General features: G+C 59.4%; 20 protein-coding genes and 1 pseudogene. 10 read left to right on the top strand and 11 right to left on the bottom strand.

Annotation, left to right across the window (positions count from 1 at the left end; genetic code table 11):
• Together AC1D06_RS31555 and AC1D06_RS31550 are read left to right on the top strand one after the other, a co-directional pair.
• On the top strand, nucleotides 1-1,513 hold a 1,513-nt coding region (locus tag AC1D06_RS31555; RefSeq protein WP_477989855.1), incomplete at its 5' end, for a dipeptide ABC transporter ATP-binding protein.
• A gap of 105 nt (nucleotides 1,514-1,618) precedes the next feature.
• Nucleotides 1,619-2,854: a CapA family protein gene (locus tag AC1D06_RS31550; protein ID WP_477989859.1), complete on the top strand. Its 1,236-nt coding sequence runs from the start codon at nucleotides 1,619-1,621 to the stop codon at nucleotides 2,852-2,854.
• 26 nt (nucleotides 2,855-2,880) lie between these two features.
• Here AC1D06_RS31550 and AC1D06_RS31545 read toward each other — a convergent pair whose 3' ends face one another.
• Nucleotides 2,881-3,162 carry a helix-turn-helix domain-containing protein gene (locus AC1D06_RS31545; RefSeq protein WP_477989854.1) on the bottom strand — a complete coding sequence of 94 codons (282 nt, stop codon included), beginning with the start codon at nucleotides 3,160-3,162 and terminating at the stop codon, nucleotides 2,881-2,883.
• A 173-nt stretch (nucleotides 3,163-3,335) separates the two neighbouring features.
• On the opposite strand from AC1D06_RS31545, the gene AC1D06_RS31540 reads away from it, so the two are divergent.
• From AC1D06_RS31540 to AC1D06_RS31530, 3 genes are all read left to right on the top strand, one after another.
• Entirely contained in the window at nucleotides 3,336-3,563 is a 228-nt protein-coding gene (locus AC1D06_RS31540; RefSeq protein WP_477989853.1) for a hypothetical protein, read from the top strand.
• Nucleotides 3,560-3,907 (top strand): type II toxin-antitoxin system RelE/ParE family toxin, encoded by a 348-nt coding sequence (locus AC1D06_RS31535; RefSeq protein ID WP_477989852.1) that lies wholly within the window; start codon nucleotides 3,560-3,562, stop codon nucleotides 3,905-3,907. Before AC1D06_RS31540 ends, AC1D06_RS31535 begins: the two co-directional genes overlap by 4 nt.
• Nucleotides 3,908-4,170: 263 nt before the next feature.
• Nucleotides 4,171-4,677 (top strand): acyl-CoA thioesterase, encoded by a 507-nt coding sequence (locus AC1D06_RS31530; protein ID WP_477989851.1) that lies wholly within the window; start codon nucleotides 4,171-4,173, stop codon nucleotides 4,675-4,677.
• Between the two features lie 173 nt (nucleotides 4,678-4,850).
• Here the strand turns inward: AC1D06_RS31530 and AC1D06_RS31525 are convergent.
• Together AC1D06_RS31525 and AC1D06_RS31520 are read right to left on the bottom strand one after the other, a co-directional pair.
• Nucleotides 4,851-5,357, bottom strand: a pseudogene (locus tag AC1D06_RS31525) (transposase); the annotation flags it as partial.
• Between the two features lie 683 nt (nucleotides 5,358-6,040).
• On the bottom strand, nucleotides 6,041-6,190 hold the full coding sequence (locus tag AC1D06_RS31520) for a hypothetical protein (RefSeq protein WP_477989860.1): 150 nt from the start codon (nucleotides 6,188-6,190) through the stop codon (nucleotides 6,041-6,043).
• A gap of 97 nt (nucleotides 6,191-6,287) precedes the next feature.
• On the opposite strand from AC1D06_RS31520, the gene AC1D06_RS31515 reads away from it, so the two are divergent.
• Nucleotides 6,288-6,533, top strand: coding sequence for a BA14K family protein (locus AC1D06_RS31515; RefSeq protein ID WP_477989858.1), 246 nt, complete (start codon nucleotides 6,288-6,290; stop codon nucleotides 6,531-6,533).
• Nucleotides 6,534-6,631: 98 nt separating this feature from the next.
• Here AC1D06_RS31515 and AC1D06_RS31510 read toward each other — a convergent pair whose 3' ends face one another.
• The 7 genes from AC1D06_RS31510 to AC1D06_RS31480 form a co-directional block, all read right to left on the bottom strand.
• Entirely contained in the window at nucleotides 6,632-6,814 is a 183-nt protein-coding gene (locus AC1D06_RS31510) for a hypothetical protein (RefSeq protein WP_477989850.1), read from the bottom strand.
• 244 nt (nucleotides 6,815-7,058) lie between these two features.
• Entirely contained in the window at nucleotides 7,059-8,258 is a 1,200-nt protein-coding gene (nhaA, locus tag AC1D06_RS31505) for a Na+/H+ antiporter NhaA (RefSeq protein ID WP_477989849.1), read from the bottom strand.
• A 325-nt stretch (nucleotides 8,259-8,583) separates the two neighbouring features.
• The gene (locus AC1D06_RS31500; protein WP_477989848.1) at nucleotides 8,584-8,733 is read right to left on the bottom strand and encodes a hypothetical protein; all 150 of its coding nucleotides are present in this window, start codon (nucleotides 8,731-8,733) and stop codon (nucleotides 8,584-8,586) included.
• Between the two features lie 277 nt (nucleotides 8,734-9,010).
• Nucleotides 9,011-9,718 carry a DUF4396 domain-containing protein gene (locus AC1D06_RS31495; RefSeq protein WP_477989847.1) on the bottom strand — a complete coding sequence of 236 codons (708 nt, stop codon included), beginning with the start codon at nucleotides 9,716-9,718 and terminating at the stop codon, nucleotides 9,011-9,013.
• 93 nt (nucleotides 9,719-9,811) lie between these two features.
• Nucleotides 9,812-11,008, bottom strand: coding sequence for an FAD-binding domain (locus tag AC1D06_RS31490; RefSeq protein ID WP_477989846.1), 1,197 nt, complete (start codon nucleotides 11,006-11,008; stop codon nucleotides 9,812-9,814).
• 75 nt (nucleotides 11,009-11,083) lie between these two features.
• A complete protein-coding gene (locus AC1D06_RS31485) occupies nucleotides 11,084-13,498 on the bottom strand; it encodes a membrane-bound PQQ-dependent dehydrogenase, glucose/quinate/shikimate family (protein ID WP_477989845.1) in 2,415 nt (804 codons plus the stop codon).
• A gap of 140 nt (nucleotides 13,499-13,638) precedes the next feature.
• The gene (locus AC1D06_RS31480; RefSeq protein ID WP_477989844.1) at nucleotides 13,639-14,907 is read right to left on the bottom strand and encodes a cation:proton antiporter; all 1,269 of its coding nucleotides are present in this window, start codon (nucleotides 14,905-14,907) and stop codon (nucleotides 13,639-13,641) included.
• Between the two features lie 54 nt (nucleotides 14,908-14,961).
• Here AC1D06_RS31480 and AC1D06_RS31475 point away from each other — a divergent pair, with 54 nt between their 5' ends.
• The gene (locus tag AC1D06_RS31475; RefSeq protein WP_477989843.1) at nucleotides 14,962-15,168 is read left to right on the top strand and encodes a hypothetical protein; all 207 of its coding nucleotides are present in this window, start codon (nucleotides 14,962-14,964) and stop codon (nucleotides 15,166-15,168) included.
• Between the two features lie 273 nt (nucleotides 15,169-15,441).
• On the opposite strand, the gene AC1D06_RS31470 is transcribed toward AC1D06_RS31475, so the two are convergent.
• Nucleotides 15,442-16,182 carry a MauE/DoxX family redox-associated membrane protein gene (locus tag AC1D06_RS31470; RefSeq protein ID WP_477989842.1) on the bottom strand — a complete coding sequence of 247 codons (741 nt, stop codon included), beginning with the start codon at nucleotides 16,180-16,182 and terminating at the stop codon, nucleotides 15,442-15,444.
• Between the two features lie 163 nt (nucleotides 16,183-16,345).
• Between AC1D06_RS31470 and AC1D06_RS31465 the strand changes: the two genes are divergently transcribed.
• From AC1D06_RS31465 to AC1D06_RS31455, 3 genes are all read left to right on the top strand, one after another.
• On the top strand, nucleotides 16,346-16,552 hold the full coding sequence (locus tag AC1D06_RS31465) for a hypothetical protein (protein ID WP_477989841.1): 207 nt from the start codon (nucleotides 16,346-16,348) through the stop codon (nucleotides 16,550-16,552).
• Between the two features lie 450 nt (nucleotides 16,553-17,002).
• Nucleotides 17,003-18,793: a chloride channel protein gene (locus AC1D06_RS31460; protein ID WP_477989857.1), complete on the top strand. Its 1,791-nt coding sequence runs from the start codon at nucleotides 17,003-17,005 to the stop codon at nucleotides 18,791-18,793.
• Between the two features lie 169 nt (nucleotides 18,794-18,962).
• The gene (locus tag AC1D06_RS31455; RefSeq protein ID WP_477989840.1) at nucleotides 18,963-21,077 is read left to right on the top strand and encodes an ATP-binding protein; all 2,115 of its coding nucleotides are present in this window, start codon (nucleotides 18,963-18,965) and stop codon (nucleotides 21,075-21,077) included.
• Nucleotides 21,078-21,125 lie beyond the last annotated feature (48 nt).

Here is a 21,125-nt window from a genome sequence, read left to right as displayed (position 1 = left end):
CGGCAACGCGATTCTCGGGTTTCTGCCGCCCGAATTCGAACGCACGGCCGGTACGATCCAATTCGATGGGACGTCGCTCGATGACATGGACGAACGGCAACGGGCTGCCATGAGGGGACGCAGGATATCCGCGATATTCCAGGATCACACCGCCTCGCTTGATCCGTTGATGACCGTCGGCGCCCAGATCGAAGAAACTGTTCAGGCCACCAGCGGACTATCGAGCAGGCAGGCACGCACACGCGCAATCGAGCTGCTGAGCCGCGTCGGCATTCCGGATCCCGGCGAACGATATGCCAACTACCCGCACCAGTTCTCCGGCGGTCAGCGCCAGCGGATCGTCATCGCGATCGCGCTTGCCGGGACACCGGACATCATCGTCGCGGATGAACCGACGTCGGCCCTCGACGCCACGGTTCAGAAACAGATTCTAGGCCTTTTGCGTGACCTTGTGAATGAGACGCGCGTGTCGGTCATTCTCGTCACACACGACATGGGCGTGATCTCGGAGATCACCGACAGGGTCGTGGTTATGAAACATGGGGAGATCGTCGAGCAGGGCGCCACATCGGCGATCCTAGACGCGCCATGCCAGAACTACACGCGCAGCCTTCTCGCCGCAGTGCCTGTGCTCAAGATTCACAGGTCCGCCGGACCGGGAGAGACCGTCGAGAACTTCGGCAATCGTCGCTTGGAAGACGCGACAATGGAATCCGATTCAGCGCCGCCGATCCTCATCGCTCATGGCGTCACGAAGACCTTTGCAGGGCAGGAGCTACCGTTTTTTCGCAGGAAGACCAGGAAATCTGCGCTGCAGGATGTGTCCGTTCAAATGCGCCGTGGCGAAGTGACAGGGATTGTCGGCGAAAGCGGCAGCGGCAAGAGCACGATCGGTCGGATCATCGCCGGTCTGGAAACGGCCAGCCAGGGAAAGCTCGATATCGATGGGACGTGTTTCGACATTTCTCTTGTCGGCCGCCGCAGCGGGCTGCTCGGCCAGATCCAGATGATTTTCCAGGACCCGGCGGCATCCTTGAATCCCCGAATGCCGGTCGGCGAGACGTTGCAGGAAAGCGTCAGGTTCGGCGCTCCTGGAGCGCAGGACAAACGACCAGATATTGCCGCGATGATGGATCGGCTCGGGCTGGCACGAGGTCYCCTTGCCCGGTATCCGCATCAACTCTCGGGTGGACAGAAGCAGCGTATCTGCATCGCGCGCGCCCTCCTCGCCAACCCGAGGATTATCGTCGCCGACGAACCCACGTCGGCGCTCGACGTGTCCGTGCAGGCGGAGATCGTCACGCTTCTGAAGGAGAATGTGGCGGAGCAGGGGATATCGATGCTCTTCATTTCGCACGATCTCGCTCTCGTGCAAGAGCTCTGCAGTTCGATCTACATTTTTAGGGATGGCAGGGTGGAAGACGCAGGCGCTTCGGAGTTCATCTTCGCACACTCCCAGAATCCCTACACGCGAAGCCTCATTGATGCACGCCCGCGGCGGTTCACGCACTGACCGCAGCGCGTGCGGCGGGGACCGGCAGACAGTCGGCTTCCAGGAATTCGTTCAACTTCATCCACAGCCACGCGAGCGCTCATTCGCAGCGAAGGAAGGTCCGTCATGACAACTATGTTCACAACCGCCGTAACCGGGCAATCTCTCATCAAGCACGATATTCGCGGCATTGACACGCCAGGCTTTCAGGCCGCACGGGAGGTGCTGGGCCGGGCCGATCTTGCATTCACCAACTTTGAAAGCACGATCCAAGGAAGTCATGGCGGATGGCCGCTCAAGGGCTCGTTCTTCGGATGCAGCCAGCCAGTCGTTCTCGACACGCTACAAGCACTGGGATTCCAGGCGCTTTCGCTGTCGAACAATCACGCTTTCGATCTCGGTCCTGCCGGGGTTCTTTCGACCCTTGAAGAGGCAGACAGGCGCGGCTTCCTGCATGCCGGCATCGGGCGCAACCATACTGCAGCGGCTCGTGCCGCCAAAGGTTCGTTCGGTGGCAGGAAGGTGGCCCTCGTCGCGATGGATGGAGGACCCGGACCCGATTTCATGTACGCAGCGGACGCCGCCAATGGGCTACCCGAGCGTCCGGGCGTGAACCGGCTGAGGTTGAGCAAGGTGATCGATGTCGACAGCGACACGTTCGAACAGTTGCGTGCCGTTCGTGACAAGGTTGGCTACACGACGATGGACCTCGCCAATGACAGCCAACCGGACGACGCGCCACGTGTAGACCCTGAAACCGAAATCAGCATCGCCCGGGCGATTTTCAGGCGCTCCGACAGATGCGGCCGAAATGTCAAAGTCGATGCGGTCGACATGGCGCGAAACCTCGCCGCGATCACGTCTGCGGCAGAGGAGGGGCATCTCGTCATAGCCTACGTGCATCACCACCACTGGGCATCGGACTGGTATCAAGTTCCGGAGTGGGTCGATGCCGTTGCAAAAAAATGCATCGATGCCGGCGCGTCCATGTTCGTCAGCCACGGCGCGCCCGTGCTCCAGCCCGTCGAAATCTATCGACAGCGCCCCATCTTCTACAGCTTGGGCAACTTCATCTTCCATGTGAAAGCCGAGAAATCACCATGGAGGGCGTCGGAGGTGTGGGAAAGTGTAATTGGCCTATGTTCGTTCGACGAGAATGGCAACGTGGCCGACATGTCCTTCCATCCGGTCGTCATCGGCGGCAGCGAAACGCCGGACAGTGATGATCTGGAACAACGTCTTGCCCCCGAACTTGCAGGTGCGGCCGACGGCGAGCGGATCCTGCACCGGTTTCGGGAGCACTCCGCGAAGCTCGGTACCGATATCGAAATCTCCGCTGGCGTTGGCCTTTTGAGACTTTAGTTGACGCGGCGGCAGCGGAATCAAGATTATGAAGAATCCTGGCCGGTCTCGATCTTTTCTGGTCGAGCAGGAGGTTTTGTAGCTACGGTTCGCTTCGCCGTCTCGACGTTGAGAAGATCGGCGGCTTGCACTCCGAGGATCCCCGCAAGACTATCTACCATATCGATGGTTGCGCCATATTGGCAGCGCTCCAGCGAGCTGACATAGGTGCGATGGATATTGGCCCGGTGAGCAAGCTCCTCTTTGGAAAGGCCTCTTGCATGCCGCAAGGCTCGAAGGTTTGACGCAAGTATCTCTCGTATAGTCATGACGAGAAATATGCGCCCGTTGCAGCGCATACATCTACAGAGTATTCTCTTCTTTCATGTTCAATGACGGCCTTAGGAATGTTGATTTGCATTGAGACCTTGGACGAGAACCCATTCGCACCGGCATCCACGACTATCTTCCATGTTCATGCGAATTTGTGCATAATGCCGTCATGACCGAACTGTTGGAACACGCCATTGAACGGGTCCGCTCCCTCCCTCCGGAGGCGCAGGACGATTTTGCCCGCGTCCTTCTCCGCCTCGCCGGCGAGGAAGACTCCGTCTATCAGCTCACGCCTGAGGAAGAGGCAGACCTTGATACTGCCGAGGCCGAAATCGAGCGGGGCGAGATTGCCACCGACGCAGAGGTGGCCGCCGTCTTCGCAAAATATCGGCTGTGAAGCTCCGTTATACCCGAACCGCGCTTCTTCAGATCGACGAGGCGCTCGATTATGTACGAGAGCGTTCGCCTCAGGGGGCTGCGCGCATCAACGAGCGGATTGTCGTCGCCGTCAATCTTGTCCTCGATCACCCTAAAGCCGGACAGCGGACAAACCGTCCTGGAGTGCGACGCGTGGTGCTGAAACCCTATCCATACGTGATCTTCTATCGTGTCACCGAAACCGAGATTATCGTCCTGCGATTCCGGCATACCGCCCGCAAGCCCCAGCCGCCGATGAGGTTACGTTGGCGAAGCCCGCAAGGGGTGAATTCTCCGGAGAATTCCGACGGAGCACGAACATAGTGTCAACCGGCATGTTGGGCGCCGCGTCAGTTAAGTTATTGATAATGATAAAGAAAATCGCATAATCTATCTTATGGAACTTTGTGCCTAGTATCACAGCGAAGATTCCTCGGACTTTCAAAACACACATTGTGCATTTTTGCAACATCCAGTTCAGTCTATTATTGCCAAGCTTTTGAATAGATAGACGCCGACAATTGCCGTTTCTGCATCATTCAATGTGAGAAGCGCCCTTTACCCGAAGGCAGCCTTCCTGGAACGTGATGCAGGAGTTTCTTGAGCACGTCAGGTTGACCGCATTCGTCCTCAATGGATGCGGTCAACGCACACTGGACTGTTGGGGGCAAATGATCTCGTATTTCGGAAGTGTAAAGCCCGACCAGACGGACATCATGGGCCATTTCTCAGCCCAACATTACGCCGAGGCGTTTGACCAGGCCACGTGGTGCTTCATGTCCACATTGGGATACCGCGCGAGCGACATCAAGGACCATGGCGAGGGCTGGGCGGACGTCCGCCACCTAACCACATTCCATAAGGAGTTGTTCGCCGGGGACAGCTTCCACATCGACACGCGCATCCTCAAGGTTGGAGAAAGCTCAATGAACTTGTTCCACGAGTTGAGAAATCAATCGGGCGAGGTCGCCGCTGCGATGGACATTACCTCAGTGTATTTCGACGTGCGGACCCGGCGCAGCGTTGCAATCCCAGAGCCAATCAAACTCGCCGCATTGCGCGAGCAAGCCGAAACGGGACGCGATCCGGCGTAAGCGCCGCCGACAGCCGAACAGAACTCGCATTGTTGGTTTCCAGCACGAATTGATCCACTTTGCCGTTTCTCGCCGACCAGCAGTTCGCCCAATTTGTCATGTGTCGCGAGCCTTTGAGGGTGGCGACGTGGATCCGCGCGAAGCAGAAATACGGCTCAAATCGAGGCGAAAATCAACACCAGGTGCAGCTTTCGCCAGTTGCGACCGGATTTGGCACCGTGCTTTTTCTTCGAGCCATCGGCCCGCGCCGCAAAACTGCAAGCCTGTGCTGTCGATGAGAACTTGGATGGGCCCCTTCTTCGAAATATGACCACGATCATCGTGCCGCCCGTTCGTCGATCGTCGCTTGCTTGCTTGCCCGACGGCACAGGGTCGTCTGATCGGGAACGGCGAGATCCAGGTTCAGCACCGTAACACAGACGCGAGAAAACCCTCCGTCTGGCACAACCTCAGGCCGAACACCGCCCCAGCGTCAAGCGGATCGCCAGATCGGAATAGCGGGGTTGGCCACCGCTCGTCTTCCGCTTCGGCGCCTGCCGAGACGACAATGCCTACGCCGTCATCCAAAGTGTCCGGCTTCCGCCCCGACGAAGGCCTGCCTCGTATTCCGGCCAAGTCATGAGCGTGAACATCATCTTGCCAATACCGTAGCGGCGGGAGGCATTGTGCTTGAAARGCATCGTGGAGGCCCCAATCTGGGCCTGGGCCAGCAACTACTTAGACCCGATTAACGATTCCCGCACCAACGCCCTCGCGAATAGTTCGCCCATAATATTCAAATTACTGCTTGCAACATTCGTCGTTGTCTATCGGAGGGCTGGGGAAAACCGCGACAGCGCCATGCGGTTGCAAGTCGACCACAGGTCGATAGGATCCGTGATGCCCCGCCGGTAAAAGCCCAGGATCTGAGCCGCCAACCATTCTTTTTCCGCCGGCGACTTTCCGCACCACGCCTGCGTGGCTATTGAACGGAAAATGTCGTCGAAAAGTGCGGTCTCCTCACCGGTGGCATCTCCCCACATTCTGTCTCTCCAGGACAATGCAGGCGGGACGTCACCTTCCCGCCGACAACTCTGACATAATAGTATAGCCTCACGAGCGAAGGCCAAAGACCAAGTTCGACAAATTGTCGAGAGACTGAAGTACCAGAGAGTGAGTGCAATGCAATGGTGGACCGATGAACCACCGATCAACACCGAGATCGAGTATGAACGCGACAACGGTGTAGCCGCACCAGGCAAGCTTGCTTATGGCGGCGAATTCGGTCAAACGCTGGCGAGCGTTGGGAGCGCTGTAGGGTTCACGAATCCGTGAATTTTGGAACGTGTCATCTTCCTTATCAGTTCCGGCCTATATCAAGGACTTAATGGAGCGAGAAGATGAAAACATGGACCATGTCATGGATGGCCATCGCCTTGAGCAGCACCCTTGCCGTCGGCACGGCCTTTCCTGCCGGCGCCATACCGGTGCCGACGCGAGCTGCGCCCTCGATCACCGATGTCCAAACCGTCAAGACAGACCGCGACAAGCGCCTGTGGCGCAAGCGGGGCTTTAAGCGCCATCATGCGACTCGACACCACCACGTGACCATCCACCGCCATCATGGAGCCATGTATCACGTGTGGCGTGGGCACCACGGCTATCGCTACCACAGGCCTGGATACCGTCTTTACAACGGGTTCTGGTACCCACCTGCTGCATTCAGTCTGGGAATTGTCGTGAGGCCGGGCGTGCGCCACGGTAGCGCCCACGTGCGCTGGTGCAGGAACCACTATGTGTCCTACCGGGCGTCTGACAACACCTTCCAGCCGTACCACGGTCCTCGCAGGCAGTGCGTTTCCCCTTACGCGCGATAGCCTGAATGCGGGCTTTATGGGTCGCCGTCCATCGGCGTCCCTACAGGGTTTCGCTCATGGACAGCAGCCCGCGAAGCGTTGCTTTCACGCCAATTTGACTATGGTTTCTTGTTCGCGGTGCCGGAAAGCTGCTCGCTGGCGGTGGTTTTGATGCCGGGCGACGCAGGAGAACCTGGATGGATCGCGACCGTGGCGATCAGGGCCAGAACCAGTGCGATCGCGAAAATCGCAAGAACAAAGGCCAGCATGCCGCGGCCTGCTTTTTTGTCGGTATCGTTCATGGCCTTCCAACCGACGCAGTCTGGTTAAGTTCCCGAATAACGTCAATGCGGTCAGGATGCGCCTTAGCTCCCCGTCGTCAATTCGGTTGAAGACTGAACAGGTCCGGCTGAATGATCAAATGCGAGCACAGCCGCCGCGATGACAACTGCGGCGGCGAGAACGATGAAAACCATCGCTAGGACGGGATCAAGAAAGGTTTTCCGCGTGCTCATGAACTTGAGCTACCTTGCCGGCGTCATATTATCAACTGCTCACCACGATCGCGGTGCGACGTTCGGCCACTGAAAGAACGGCATATCCGGCGAGACCGGCCAAACATGAGCCGATCAGAATGCCGAGCTTCGCCTGATCCTGGATGTGCGGGTCATGGAACGCCAGCAGGCTGACGAACAAGCTCATGGTAAACCCAATCCCGCACAGCATGGCAACCCCGAAGGTCTGAAGCCAGCTTGCGGCCGCCGGCAAAGCGACCCAACGCAGCCGCACCATCAGCACGACGGCGCCGAACACACCGATGAGCTTGCCAGCCAGAAGCCCCAGACCAACACCCAGGGTCACGGGGTCACCGAATGCGTCGAGGCCCAGCCCGGCAAACGTCAGACCGGCATTGGCGAAGCCGAACAACGGCACGATGCCGAACGAGACTGGCCGGTGGAGTGCCTGCTCGAGACGGTGAAGCGGCGAGCGGCTGGGACTGGCTTCCGGGGTTCCCGGAGTCAGCGCGATCGGGATCGTCATGGCCAGCAAAACGCCGGCAATGGTCGCATGAACGCCGGACAGCAGGACCAGCAACCAGAGCACCGAGCCGAGCGCGAGGTAGGGCAACAGTCTCTGGACACGCAGGCGGTTCAGCGCCACCAGCAGCACAAACACGATCCCAGCGCCGCCGAGAGCGGCCAGGTTGATGCCGTGCGTATAAAATATCGCGATGATCAGGACCGCGCCCAGGTCGTCGATAATGGCCAAAGCGGCCAGAAACACCTTGAGCGTCACCGGGACCCGTGGTCCGAGCAGCGACAGGACGCCCAGGGCGAAGGCAATGTCCGTGGCCGCGGGAATGGCCCAACCGTGCGCAGTCGCCGGACTGGCTGCGTTGATGAGCGTGTAGATGAGTGCCGGCACCAGCATGCCACCGACGGCTGCGCCTCCGGGGAGAAGCCGGCGCGGCCAGCTCGCCAGCTGGCCATCCAGCATCTCGCGCTTGATCTCCAGTCCGACCAGGAGAAAGAACAGCGCCATCAGCGCGTCATTGATCCAGTCCAGGATGCTGAGCGGTCCTGCGTGGATGCGCAGAAGCTCGTGATAGGCTGGCGCCAGGGGCGAATTTGCCACGAGCAGGGCAAGTGCTGCTGTCGCCATCAGCGCCAGACCGGCCGAAGCCTCATTGTCGAGAAATTTGCGAAAGGTGGACTGAATGCGGCCCTTTGAGCGTGATGGAGACATGGTTCGCTCTCCCTTGTTGAGAGGTTGATCGAAGTCTCCGTCGATTTCGGGGTTTCCCGCATCGCACGCAGCACACGCCAGATAATGCTTAAAGCAGGCCCATTCCGTTTTCCAGCGTTGTCGGCGCCTGCAGAGGCCAAAAAGACGCCMGCGCCCCAGGGTAAGGCAGCGGGCGGAGCAAACCCGGCAAGAGGAAAGGACACCGGGCGGAGATCGTGTGAATCAAACCTTACAGCAGCAGCATAGTTCCGGACCGCCGCTTTCGAGCATGCGACCTACTCTAAGCCCATATATCTGAATTTACATGGAACTTTTTTGGTCTGCATCAAATTACGCTCATAGGAGAGGGCGCATAGAAAGGCAAAGAGATGAACACACCGGCAATGATCGTTGTGGCGTTGAGCACGGTTTTGGGGTTGGCGGCAATCGTGCCAGCCGAGGCCATGCCGAATGCCGCTCCGAACGTGGAACGCACCACCGACGTCCAGCAAGCCAAGGTCGTCGTTAAGCTCGGCTATTGGAACGGTCACCGAGGATACCGCTACCGCAGGCCAGGATACCGTCTTCACAACGGCTTCTGGTATCCGCCGGCAGCCTTTAAGTTTGTGGTGAGACCGCACCGGCATCGCCACTGGTATTGGTGCGGCCCGAGGCACCACCGCCATCGCTGCTGGCGTTAATCGGGTTGCAGCATGCAATCAGACAAGCCGCGAGCGTATGCTGACGCGGCTTGCAGCCCGCTCTACGGCCTTTCACATGCGTTCCTTGATCCCCGCAGAAATCAGCCACCAGTTGACCGGATAGCTGGTCAAAAACCCCGCAGTCATGGCGATCTGCATGGTGAACCAGAACTCGACGCTGTCGACCTCTGCCTTGACGCCGAATGCGTGAGGGTAGAGGTCAAACTGGAAGAAGGCCATTGCGCCGTACATGCCGACCTGCCAAGCGGCAAGCGATAGGGTATCTGCCTTCAGCGCCGCAATCAGCCCTTCCCGGGGTGAAACCTGACGCATCGGCACGATCGCGAAATATTGAAAGACAATCCCGAGTGCGAATGCGAAGACGAAATCAAGCACCCAAACCGCGAAGGTCTTTTCCGGAAATATCCAGTGCCACCCAAGCCAAACCGCGATGACTGGAAATGCGAAAGCGAGCCATTCCGCAAGTACGTCGCCGATGGCGCAGCCGCTTCCGCAATGAAGAGCGCCTTTGCCAACCATGACGGGGAACCCGCTTTCTGCCTGGTCTGATCTTGGCCGGTTCCCGGCCGTGGGTCGTCCATGGCGATAGTAGGCCCAAAGCACGAGCAGAGTGCCGAATGTGGCCGTGACCGGCCAGACGACGTTCATAATGCCCATCTTCTGGGGATGCTTGATAACATCCACAACGATCACCAGGGCGGAGACTCCGCCTGTGACGAGAAGGACGACAGATAAAACCTGGAACCACGTCGGAAACATCGCGTCACGGCCATCTACGGCGGCCGACCTCCTCATGTCAGTTTATATGATTGGTTGCTGCCGGTCAGAGCCCGGCACCCTTCCGGCACCTTGCTAGGATCCCGACAGGTTGGGGTAATCGGGCAGCGTGATGTCGTCACGCAAACTGCGTCCGACCAGGAGGTTGGCCACGCCGGGAATCGCCAYCAGCCGGGTGGCCCAATTGCGAACGGTGACGCCGAATGCCGTCTTCGGCGCGAAGCTTGAGGCGAACTGCGCGGCGGCGGCCTGCTTCAGCTGCACGAACGACATCAGTTGTTTCTCATAATTTGAAAATGCCTGACCATAATTGCCTCCGGCGCGGGCGATTTCGCCCGCCAGCACATAGGCTTCCGTGATCGCCAGACCGGTCCCCTCCCCAGCGAGCAGTGAGACACAGGCGGCAGCGTCACCGACCAGAGCCACCCTGCCGCTCGACCACTTTTGCATTTTTATCTGGCTCACCCGATCGAAATAAATCTCTTTCGTGCGGCTCATGGCATCGAGAATCTGCCTGCTTTCCCAGCCCGTGCCCGCAAATACGCGTTCGAGCATGAACTTGCGGCCTTCGTCGTCCTTGGGCATCTCGCCGGAGAGATACTCGCCGCGAAACACGAACAAAAAAAGCGTCTGGTCATCGCGCATCGAAAACCGGGAGATCTGGCGCCCGGGCTCGGTATGGCTGACATAGACGAGCTCGTCACGCGGCTGGTACCCCGTAACCTCGAAGGCGGCGACATAGTAGCCGAGGAACTTCTCGAACAGCTGGTCGGCGCCAAAGGCAATCTTGCGAACCGATGAATGCAGTCCGTCGGCGCCGATCACCAGCTTGAAGTCACGCTCCTGCCCGCTCTTGAAACCGACGCGAATCCCGCTCGGATGCTGGCTAAGATCGGCAACGGAGTCACCGAACATTGTCTCAACCCGTCCTTCGATCGCGGTGTAAATAGCGACCGAGATGTCGGAGCGCCTTATGCTGGTAAATCGCCCGTTCAGCGTCCGCGTGAAGACGTCGGTGGCGAAGCCGCCTTCCTGGCCGCCGTGTCTGTCAACGAGGCGTACCTCACGGACCTGATAGCCGTGACGACGCACCTCGGGCAGGATCCCCATGCGCTCCGCGATCTCGTAGCCGATGCCCCAGAAGTCGATGATGTAGCCGGCCCTGCGCAGGCCGCTGGCCGCTTCTATCAACGTCGGCTCATGACCATACTGAAGCAGCCAGTAGGCGAGCGCCGGACCGGCTATGCCGGCGCCGTTGATTGCCACTTTCATTGCAACCACCTTCTCCGTCCGTTCAAACAATCGTAGTGGCCGGTGCACTGCGAACGCCGGCTCTAAAACGTGTGCCTACGGCAGCGCGTAGGCGATCACCTGATCGCCGACCGACGTCTTCATGAAATGGTGTCCGCCCGTCATCATCACGACATACTGCTTGCCATTGGCCTCGTAGGTCATGGGCGTCGCCTGACCGCCTGCAGGCAGCACGTCACTCCAGACGGTTTTCCCGGTCCTGATGTCAATGGCACGGATCAGATTGTCGGTTGCTGCGGCGATGAAGATCAGCCCGCCAGCTGTCACGATCGAGCCGCCGTTGTTTGGCGTGCCGATATTCCAGGGGAGCATCGACGGAAGGCCGAAAGGACCGTTCGTGCGAGCCTCGCCCAACGGTCGATCCCAGAGCGTCTTGCCCGTCTTGAGGTTGATGGCGCGGATGCCGCCATAAGGGGGCTGTTTGCAGAGCAAACCTGTGCCCGGAAGCTGCCATCCGGCATTGACGTCGACCGCGTAAGGTGTCCCCGCTTGGGGATCGCCTGCGCCTTCAACGCCGCCAATCTGTCCCCGGGTCTGATCTCTCGGCGCCCATCCTTTTTCGTCGGCCTCCTTGCGAGGCACAAGACGTACGTAGTTGGGCATGTCATTGTAGTTGGCGATGATGACGCCTCGCAACGGATCGACGGCAATGCCGCCCCAGTCCGAGCCACCATTATATCCCGGATATTCGATCGTATGCCGATCGGCCAGAGGCGGAGTGAAGATGCCTCGATAGTCGGCCAACCTGAACTGTATGCGGCAGATCATCTGATCGATGGGAGACATACCCCACATCATCGCCTCGGTGAGGTTCGGCTTCATGAGCGTGTGATATGTCGAAAAAGGTTGCGTCTTGGCACGCTGATTGGGCTCCACGCCGCCTTGCGGCACCTCACGTTCCTCGACATTAACCAGAGGCTTGCCGGTGCGACGGTCCAGAACGAACATATCGCCGCGTTTGCTGGGCAGAATAAGAGCGGGAACCCTGCCGGCGCCGGACGGGAAGTCAACCAATGTTGCCTGCGAGCCCAGATCATAGTCCCAGACGTCATTATGCACGGTCTGGAAATGCCAGACGGGCTTCCCGGTCGTCACGTCGATGGCAACGAGCGATGTCGAGAACTGCTTCTCCTGCTCCGAGCGGCTGCCGCTCCAATAGTCGACGGCCGAGACACCCAGGGGAAGATAGACGAGGCCGAGTTCCTCATCACCCGATGCCGTGGTCCACATATTCGGTGTGCCGCGGGTATAAGTCTTGCCGGCTGGCGGCAGTCCGGTCACATCCGGCTGCGCCATATCCCAGGCCCAACGAAGCGCGCCGGTCACAGCGTCATATCCCAGGATCACTCCCGAGGGCGCGTTGCGTTTCTGTCCGTCGAGGACCTGGTGGCCGACGACGACCACCCCTTTGACGACCGTCGGCGCGGAAGTGATTGAATACATTCCCGGTTCGGTTTCCCCGATACCCACCGAGGTATCGACAGCACCATTGCCGCCAAAATCTTTGCACGGTTCTCCCGTTTTGGCGTCGACGGCGATCAAGCGGGCATCGAGGGTGCCTTCGATGATGCGCTCGGGGCAAATGGTCGTCACCGTAGCATTCGGCACCGTGTAATAGGCTACCCCGCGGCAGGCTGCCGTGTAGGGAATGTTTTTGTCTGGCACTTTGGGGTCATAGCGCCACTTTTCCTTGCCGGTCGCCGGATCGAGCGCAATCATGATGTCCTTGGCCGAGCAGAGATAGAGGGTGTTACCCACTTTGAGCGGCGTCGTTTCAGCGCCGTATGTTCCCTTGGCGGCTTTGCTGGGAAAGTCACCGGTATGCGCCAGCCAAACACGCGCAAGCTTGCTGACATTTTCAGGCGTGATCTGCTTGAGGGGTGAATAGCGTCTAGCGCTGTAGCTGCCGCCATAGGCAGGCCAATCCTCTCCCGCCTGCATCGGCGAAGGATCTATCATTACTTTCGCAGCTGCGTCAGGAAGCGGCAAAGTTGCTGCTTCAGGCGATAGTTGCACCACCGCCCATCCGCCGGCAAAAGCCAGAAGGACGACCGCTACGAGTGCCGAGAGTGCTCTTGGCCATGACGTTCGCGGCCGCAGGACGGGCAACGCAAGGATAATAAGGCTGAGGAGGATGATCGCACCGATCAAGCGTGGGACAAGCGCCCATGCGTTGAGGCCGGCYTCCCAAAATGACCACACGAGCGTCAGCGCGAAGAGCCCAAAATAGAGCCAGGCGCCTGCTGCCAGCCGGCTAAAAAGCAGGATGCCGGCGATCAGGACCGACACCCCGGCACACAGGTAGTACAAGCTCCCACCCAGCCCTGCGAGCCAGCCGCCGCCAATGCCCAAGGTAATGCCGATAACACAAAGGAGGGCAGCTAGCAGCTTAACCAACCATGAAGATAGGGGCCGGTTGCCTGGATTATATCGCACGACGCTATTTCCCATGCAAATTTATCCAACCTTAAGAGCCACCCACCGGTTCCAACATATTTGCGAGATTCAGAGCTTGCGTCAAAATGACTACGGACAGCGCCGAAAAAACTGCGGTGTGGATGGGCTCTGCTCGCGACGCAGGGACGGACGCCCTAAGTACTCCCTTCTGCAGCCGTTGTTTCCAGGTGAAAGGACGCCACCCGTTTAAGCGTCAGCCCTTGGACAATGATGGTGAAGATCACCACGAGGTAGGTTGCGGCCAGAAGGAATGGTTTTGTCAGCGTTTCCGGCAGGGAGAGTGCCAAGGCGATCGAAATGCCGCCGCGCAAACCTCCCCAAGTCAGGACCACAACGGAACCGTTGACAAAGTCGATCCACCGCCGAAGCGCCAGAATCGGAGCGGCTGTCGCGAGGAACCGACCGAACAGCACCAACGGAATGCAGGCGGTCGCCAGCCCGAGCAATTTGACGTCGAAACGGAGAATCAGGACTTCCAGGCCGATGAGCAGGAACAGGATCGAATTTAAGGTGTGGTCGACAAGTGTCCAGTATCCGAAGAGATAACGCTGGGTCAGATCGGTCAGGGCGTCTTGTGGGCCGCGGTTGCCAACCAGAAGGCCAGCCACGACTACAGCGATCGGGCCGCTCATGTGGAGGAGCGACGCCAGCGAATAGCAGCCCATTACAAGGGCGATGGAGATCATAACCTCAATTGGATAATCGTCGATCGCCCTGAGCGCCCTGTAGGCGACGTATCCCGCCACGAAGCCGAGGATGCCTCCGCCGACGGCTTCCAGGAAGAAAAGTTCCGTCACGTCCGCTATGCTCGGAGTACCGCCGGTCGGCGCTGCCAGCATCAGCAAGGCGGTGAAGACCACGACACCTACGCCGTCGTTGAATAGGGCCTCACCGGCCATGTCGGTCTCCAGCGACGCCGGAACCTTCATGGTCTTGAGGATGGCCAGAACAGCGACCGGGTCCGTCGGGCTGATCAGGGCGCCGAACACCAGAGCCCACACGAGCGGTATAGCGGGCCCCAGAATAAGTGATCCCAGCCAAAGCCCTAAACCGACTACCAGCGTCGAAATGAGTGTGCCGGCGCTCGCCATTAGGCTCACCGGCCAGATGCGGCTGCGCAGCAGGTTAAAATCGACATGCAGCGCGCCGGCGAATAGGAGAAAAGCCAGCATGCCATTCAAGACCGCGTGCTCGAAATCGACCTGGCGCAGCAGACCAACCAGCTCGTTGTACAGGCGCAGGGAGGGAAACAGCAGTTCGGCCACGATCAGAGCGAGCGACGCCAACAGCCCGATGACCAGCATGCCGATCGAATGTGGTAGCCGTACGAACCTGACGTTGGTCCACGCGAAGGCAGCGGTTAGAACGAGAAGAATCGCAATCAGATCAAATACCGACAGCATTGTTGTCACCCTCGCCTCTGACATGTCGAGCAGCAGAAGCCACATGGGGACGTTGTGCAAACATTTTTTATCCTTTGGCTGCTTGGGGCTGCCGCCATTGTTGCCACGGGTGTTGGGAGAGACCGCGAGCAGTTCGACCGCTACAAGGCCATGTCCCTGCTTGCACTCGGACTTGGCTGGCCTCTCTTCGTGCTGGTGTTCGCTCTCGGTATCCTTCTGTGGCTGGTCGGGATCGCGGTGCACCAATTCCACAAACGCTAGACGAAGTTAAACCCTTCTGCGAAGCCCGACAAGATAATCCCTGATTTCCATGAGGTGCTTGGGTTGCTCGGTGCTTTCGAGGCGAAAGGACATTTTTCGGTTTCCTTGCATAGGGCATATCGGCCGGAGCTAAGCCGCGGTCACCAGCTGGGCCGAAACGCCGGAAACCGACCGGCAGCCCGAAAAGCTCGCCGATATCCTGGGCTTTCAGGCGCAGATCGATGCAATTGAGCGGGCCATACGTGATGGAAGTTGAGCGGACCGCCCAGCTCATCACCGGAACCCGTGCATCAGCGGCATCCAGATGGCCATGGCCACCATCATCAGGTCCTCGGTCAGTGAGACGAGACCAAGCGGCACGGCGTTGTTGCCGCCGACGCAGGCGCATTTGAGTTCGCGGTGATCGATATAGACAGCCTTGAAGACCGAGACTGCTCCAATCAGCCCGATCATCAGCGAAAGCGGCGCGGAGAGCCAAATGAGGCTGCCTGACAACATGAGGAGGCCCGCCAAGGTTTCGGCGAAGGGATAAACGTATCCATATGGCACGTATCGCCGCGCCAGCAGATCGTAATTGAGGAACATGGTCGAGAATTTCTCGACATCCTGGAGTTTTTGCACCCCAAGAAGGCACATTGCCACCGCGATGAACCGCTCCAGAGTGAGCAAGGGTGAGATGCTGTGTCTGGTTGCCCAGCTGATGGCTACGGCCATCAGCAAAGCGACCGCGAAGATGGCAATCACCGGACGGTAGGTGGTGTCACTAGGCTTGAGTACATGCTGCCCGAAGCGCGTTCTCAGTTCGTCATAGCCGCCGACCCGCTGACCCTCAATAAACACCTGAGGCGTCGTTTTGACATCGTGCTTGCGCTGGAAGGCATCTGTGTCCTCACGGGTCTTGAGCCAGTGGTCTTCAACCCGGTAGCCCTCATGCTCCAGAAGGTATTTGGCCTTCAGTCCGTAGGGGCAGACGTGTTCAGGCATGACCATGCGATAGACGGATGCGGTTTTCATCATTGCGTCCTCAGGCTTCTTATCCGCTATCTGCTAAACCGCAGGCGCCGGAGGCTGTTCCCGTCGATCCGTGTGAATGATGGCGTTGCGATGCCAACGCGTCTAAGTTCGTCCTGATTCGGCACCTGATGGCTGAGGGGGGAGTATGGGCTGGCGAACTCGCATGTCATCCGAAAGGTGGGGGCAACGCCTAGTCTTTGCGCTGTTTGCGCTTGCCGTCCTGGGCGGCCTCTTCGTGGAAGCCTTGCGCAATGCCGCGCCGCTGCCGGCGCCTGGCTACCACCGGCGTCCCGGCCGCGGGAAACGGCAGGAAACCTCCGAGCAAAACTGTTACCGGCTGGAGGCGGGGTCGTGTGCCGGCGGCAGCTGAGAGCGCCCGCTAAAAGGCTGAATTGGCGTGCGATCCTTCTGGCCGGTGCAATCCAGGAAAATGGAGGCGCTGCCTGGGAAGGTAATGCGGGCCAACCATGCGGATGCGGCGGCCCCGCATATCGATGATCGAACTATAGCCAGGACTCCTCGGGTGCTGCGGCGGCGCGGTCGCGCCCAGGGACAACAGGCAGGCGACCGGGACAGGTGCCCGGCGAAGGACGGCATGGAGACGGGGGAATGGTGTTTCAGACATTGGATAGCCAAGACTGCATGCGGTGCATCAAGTTATTCATGATGCACGAAATTGTTCAAAATGGCACTTCCAGACAGGTTTTGAAGGCAATCATGGCTTTGTTGACCTGATTTGAAGATTGATTTGTCGCAGAGCCGCCTGACAGCCGTTGATTATTGCGGCAAAGTGCGGTTTGACCTCACGAGCGCGGCCCACATGACGTTCCCTCCCATGCTTACCCGTTCATTGACGACCTGGTCTGGCATTGCCGTCTCGAAGCTGAAGGCGCTGATCCGACGAACGGAAGCTGGCCTCGTGATTATTGCAGCTGTCATCGGGGTGATCTCTGGGCTGGCCGTCACCGTGATGAGCTTTCTCGCCCAGTTGCTGCACCGCGTCGTCTTCGGGATCTCTAGTGCCGGACGGTTGAGTGCGGTGCCGACACTCGACGTCGCCGTGGCGCTTGCCGCACCAGTGGCCGGAGGCCTGCTGCTCGGTGTCATCCTTTATGTTTTGACCGTTCGGCATAAGAAGCCCATCGTCGATCCGATCGAGGCCAACGCCCTGCATGGCGGCCGATTGTCGCTGACGGACAGTGTGATCGTGGTCGTGCAGAACATTGTCTCCAATGGGTTTGGCGGCTCCGTTGGGCTCGAGGCGGGATATACCCAGCTGGCAGCGGGCTTCGCATCCTTCATCGGGTCATATTTACAGCTGCGGCGGTCCGACTTGCGCATCCTGGTCGGCTGCGGGGCCGCCGGCGCCATCGCTGCGGCGTTCGGCGCCCCGCTCACTGGCGCATTCTATGCTTTTGAGTTAATTATCGGGACATACGCCATTGTAAGCCTCACCCCGGTGGTCGTTTCCGCCCTGGTCGCCACAATCGTGGCCCGGCAGCTCGGCGGCAGCGACTTCCTGATCGACGTCGGCTATTTCGGACTGGTCTCCACAAGCAACTTCGTCCCCGCCATTGTCCTTGGCATAGTCTGCGCCGGCATCGGCATTTTCATCATGCAGGGCACAGCTTTCGTTGAAGAGGTGGCACGTAAAAGCACGATTCCACCGTGGCTGCGCCCGTTGATCGGCGGCGCCATTGTCGGCGTGCTGGCCCTGGAAACGCCTCAGGTCCTGTCCGGTGGCCATGGCGCGCTCTATGTCAACCTGGCGAACAATGTGTCAGTGCAGGTGCTTCTGGCCATTATCCTCCTCAAATCAGCGGCTTCCGCCGTCTCGATCGGGTCGGGGTTCCGTGGTGGGCTGTTCTTCGCTTCGCTGTTTCTAGGAGCTTTGATGGGCAAGTTATTTGCGCATTCCGCCCCATTTCTGTTTGGGCAAGCGTCGCTGACGCCGGCGATTTATGCCGTCATCGGCATGAGCTCACTTGCAGTTTCGATCATCGGCGGACCGATGACCATGACGTTCCTTGCGCTCGAGATCACTGGCAATTTCTCGATCACCGTGCTGGTGCTGGCGGCGGTCATCACGGCATCACTGACCGTCCGCACCACCTTCGGCTACTCGTTCGCTACCTGGCGCTTCCATCTGCGTGGGGAGAGCATCCGCAGTGCCCATGACGTTGGCTGGATCAGGAACCTGACAGTTGACCGCCTCATGCGCCCCGACGTCCGTACAGCCCGCCTGAGTACTTCACTTGCGGACTTCCGTCGTGAGTTTCCCCTGGGCTCGGCACAACGAGTGGCCATCGTCGATGAGGGCGACAAATATGTGGGACTCGTGATCGTATCGGACGCCTACTCCTTGCCCTCCGATAAAGCGGAGGCTTCGAACCTTTCCGATCTCTTGCGCTTCAAGAACGATTACCTGTTGCCGCCGATGAACGCGAAGCAGGCGGCGGCGATCTTCGACAGGACGGAAAGCGACGCTCTAGTGGTCCTGGACAGCATCATCGAGCGCAAGGTCGTAGGACTGTTGACCGAGAGCTACACGCTGCGCCGTTACAGCGAGGAGCTCGATAGGCGCCGGCGCGAAGTATCCGGTGAGACATAAATTCGTTCCAGAGGAACAAACCCAAGCCTTTGGCGCTCTCGCGCAGCCAAAACCCCAGATTCGAATATTAAGCTCAACCGTTTGTCTGTGGATTCGGGCAATTTCTGTGGCCTCTGGCAGTTGCGTATGCGGCTATCAGTAATACAATTGCCGAATCGCGAAGCAGCAGGTGGGCGGCGGCGTGCCTTCGAAACCTTTCATACTTTCTCAGACACTTCCGCGCTGGCGCAGTCTCCGGGGACCCGTTCTCCTCCTGCTCAGTGCAGTCATCCCCATTGTGCTGATGGGTGGCGTTCTGGGATTCTATTTTACCGAAAACCAAAAAGCCACGCTCGAGGACAGCATTGCCAGACGGGCGGGTCGCTTCAGTTTTGCGCTCTCTCGATTTCTCCAGACGCAGATTCAGCTGCTGTCCGTGCTTTCGGAGTCCCCTCGCCTTGATCCGCCGCTCCAGGCCGACGAGTTCACCAAGATCGGGGCGCGCTTGCGAGCAAGGTTGCCGGAATGGGACGGTCTCAGGGTCAGCGACGTGAACGGCAAGCTGCTGGTGGTCATTCCGCAGAGCGACAATGTGCGCCGCAATGGCACGGTGGTCGACGTGGAAAGTCATCGCCGGATCGTCGAGAGCGGCATTCCGGTCATAGGGAACACCATGCGCGGCCCACTTGGCCTGCCCGACTTTGCCATCCGCGTTCCCGTTCGGCGGCATGGTCAAGTCGTCTCTGTCGTCAGCGCCGTCATCAGCCCGGTGGCCGTCCTTGATGTCCTGCAGGCCAACGGGTTGCCGAACGACTGGGTCGCCTGGGTGACCGATAACAAGGGCAATCTGGTGACCGCATCCATGGTCGAACCGGGTCTGCTGGCGCAGCCGGCCGAAAAGTATGCCAAGCTGTCCGAAGGGAGAGCTCCCGGCTTTAACACCGCCCTGCTGACCAATGGTGCTGCCTTTGAGACGCTGGCCTCCAAAGTGGACGGCACCGACTGGACCGTCTACGTCGGCATTCCACTGACGGAGTTTGGCAACGCAGCGCGGACGGGCGTTTTGCTGATGATCGGTGTCGGCAGCCTGGCGCTCCTGTTGTCGCTGGCTGCCGTGTTCCTGTTCCTGCGGGAAATGCGGGCGCGGCGTCGCGACGAGGAGGAGCTGGCCAGCTGGCAGAGGCTTGACGCCCTGGGTAAGCTCACCGGTGGCATCGCGCATGACATCAATAATCTGCTGATGGTCTTCCTGTCAGGAGCAGAAACCATTCAGCGCCGGCGCCACGACGAACGGCGCGTCGACCAGGTGCTTGAGGGCATTAAGCTGGCTGTCGCCCGTGGCCAGGCGTTAACACACCGGCTGCTGCAGTTCTCACGCCGTTCCAATCACGATGCGGAAACCGTCTCGCTTTACGAGATATCCCTTTCGCTGACCGATATGCTCCGGCAGGCGGCCCAAGATAAGGTGCAGCTGGTCACGCGCATCGAGCCGGAGCTCTGGCCGGTGACGGTGGATGTGAGCGCGCTGGAAACGGCGTTGATCAACCTCGTCACCAACGCCAGGGAGGCGATGCCTGACGGTGGCTCCGTGACGGTGACGGCCCGCAACGTGCCAGATCTTGCGGCCGAGGGAATCAAACTGAGTGGGCCTGGCGTGGCGCTCGGAATTTCGGATGAGGGAGGAGGCATTGCGCCTGATATCCTCAGACGGGTTTTTGAGCCGTTTTTTACCACCAAGTCGGACGGAGCACCAGGACTGGGTCTAAGCCAGGTCTACAGCCTCGCCGTTCGCTCAGGCGGCACGGTGACGGTTGCGAGCGTTCCGAGCCGCGGGTCGGCATTCACCATCTATCTGCCGCGCGCCAAGCCGGCGGCAGGACAAACAACAGCCGACGCCGCCACGTTCGAAATGCCGAAGCGTGTGCTTGTCGTCGACGACACCTCGACCTCGCTTGCAGTCACCCAGTCTGCGTTGCAGGACTTTGGCCTCGACGTGGTCGCCGTGCAAAGCGGGGCAACGGCCCTCGACGCGCTTCGTACCCAGGGACCATTCCAGGTGCTGCTTTCCGACATCAGGATGCCCGGCATGACCGGTCTGCAGCTTGCCGAAAAGGTCGGCCGGCTTTACCCGGGCCTCGGCGTGGCGCTCATGACCGGCTACAGCGAAGAGCTTGAAGCTGGCGCACAGGTGGATTTGCCCGTGCTCAAGAAGCCATTTGCCGAAGATCAGTTGCTAGCGGTGCTGCGGGAGGTTATGAGCCGGGTCGCGGAGCGTTCCAAGGTGGTGGCCTTGCCGAAGAGATAGAATGTCTCTGGTGGCGCGCCGAAAGCCGGCTGTGGGAACGCATTCCTG

The sequence above is a fragment of the Rhizobium sp. P2_G2 genome (genome assembly GCF_056403555.1).
This window is presented reverse-complemented; position numbering and strand designations above follow the sequence as displayed.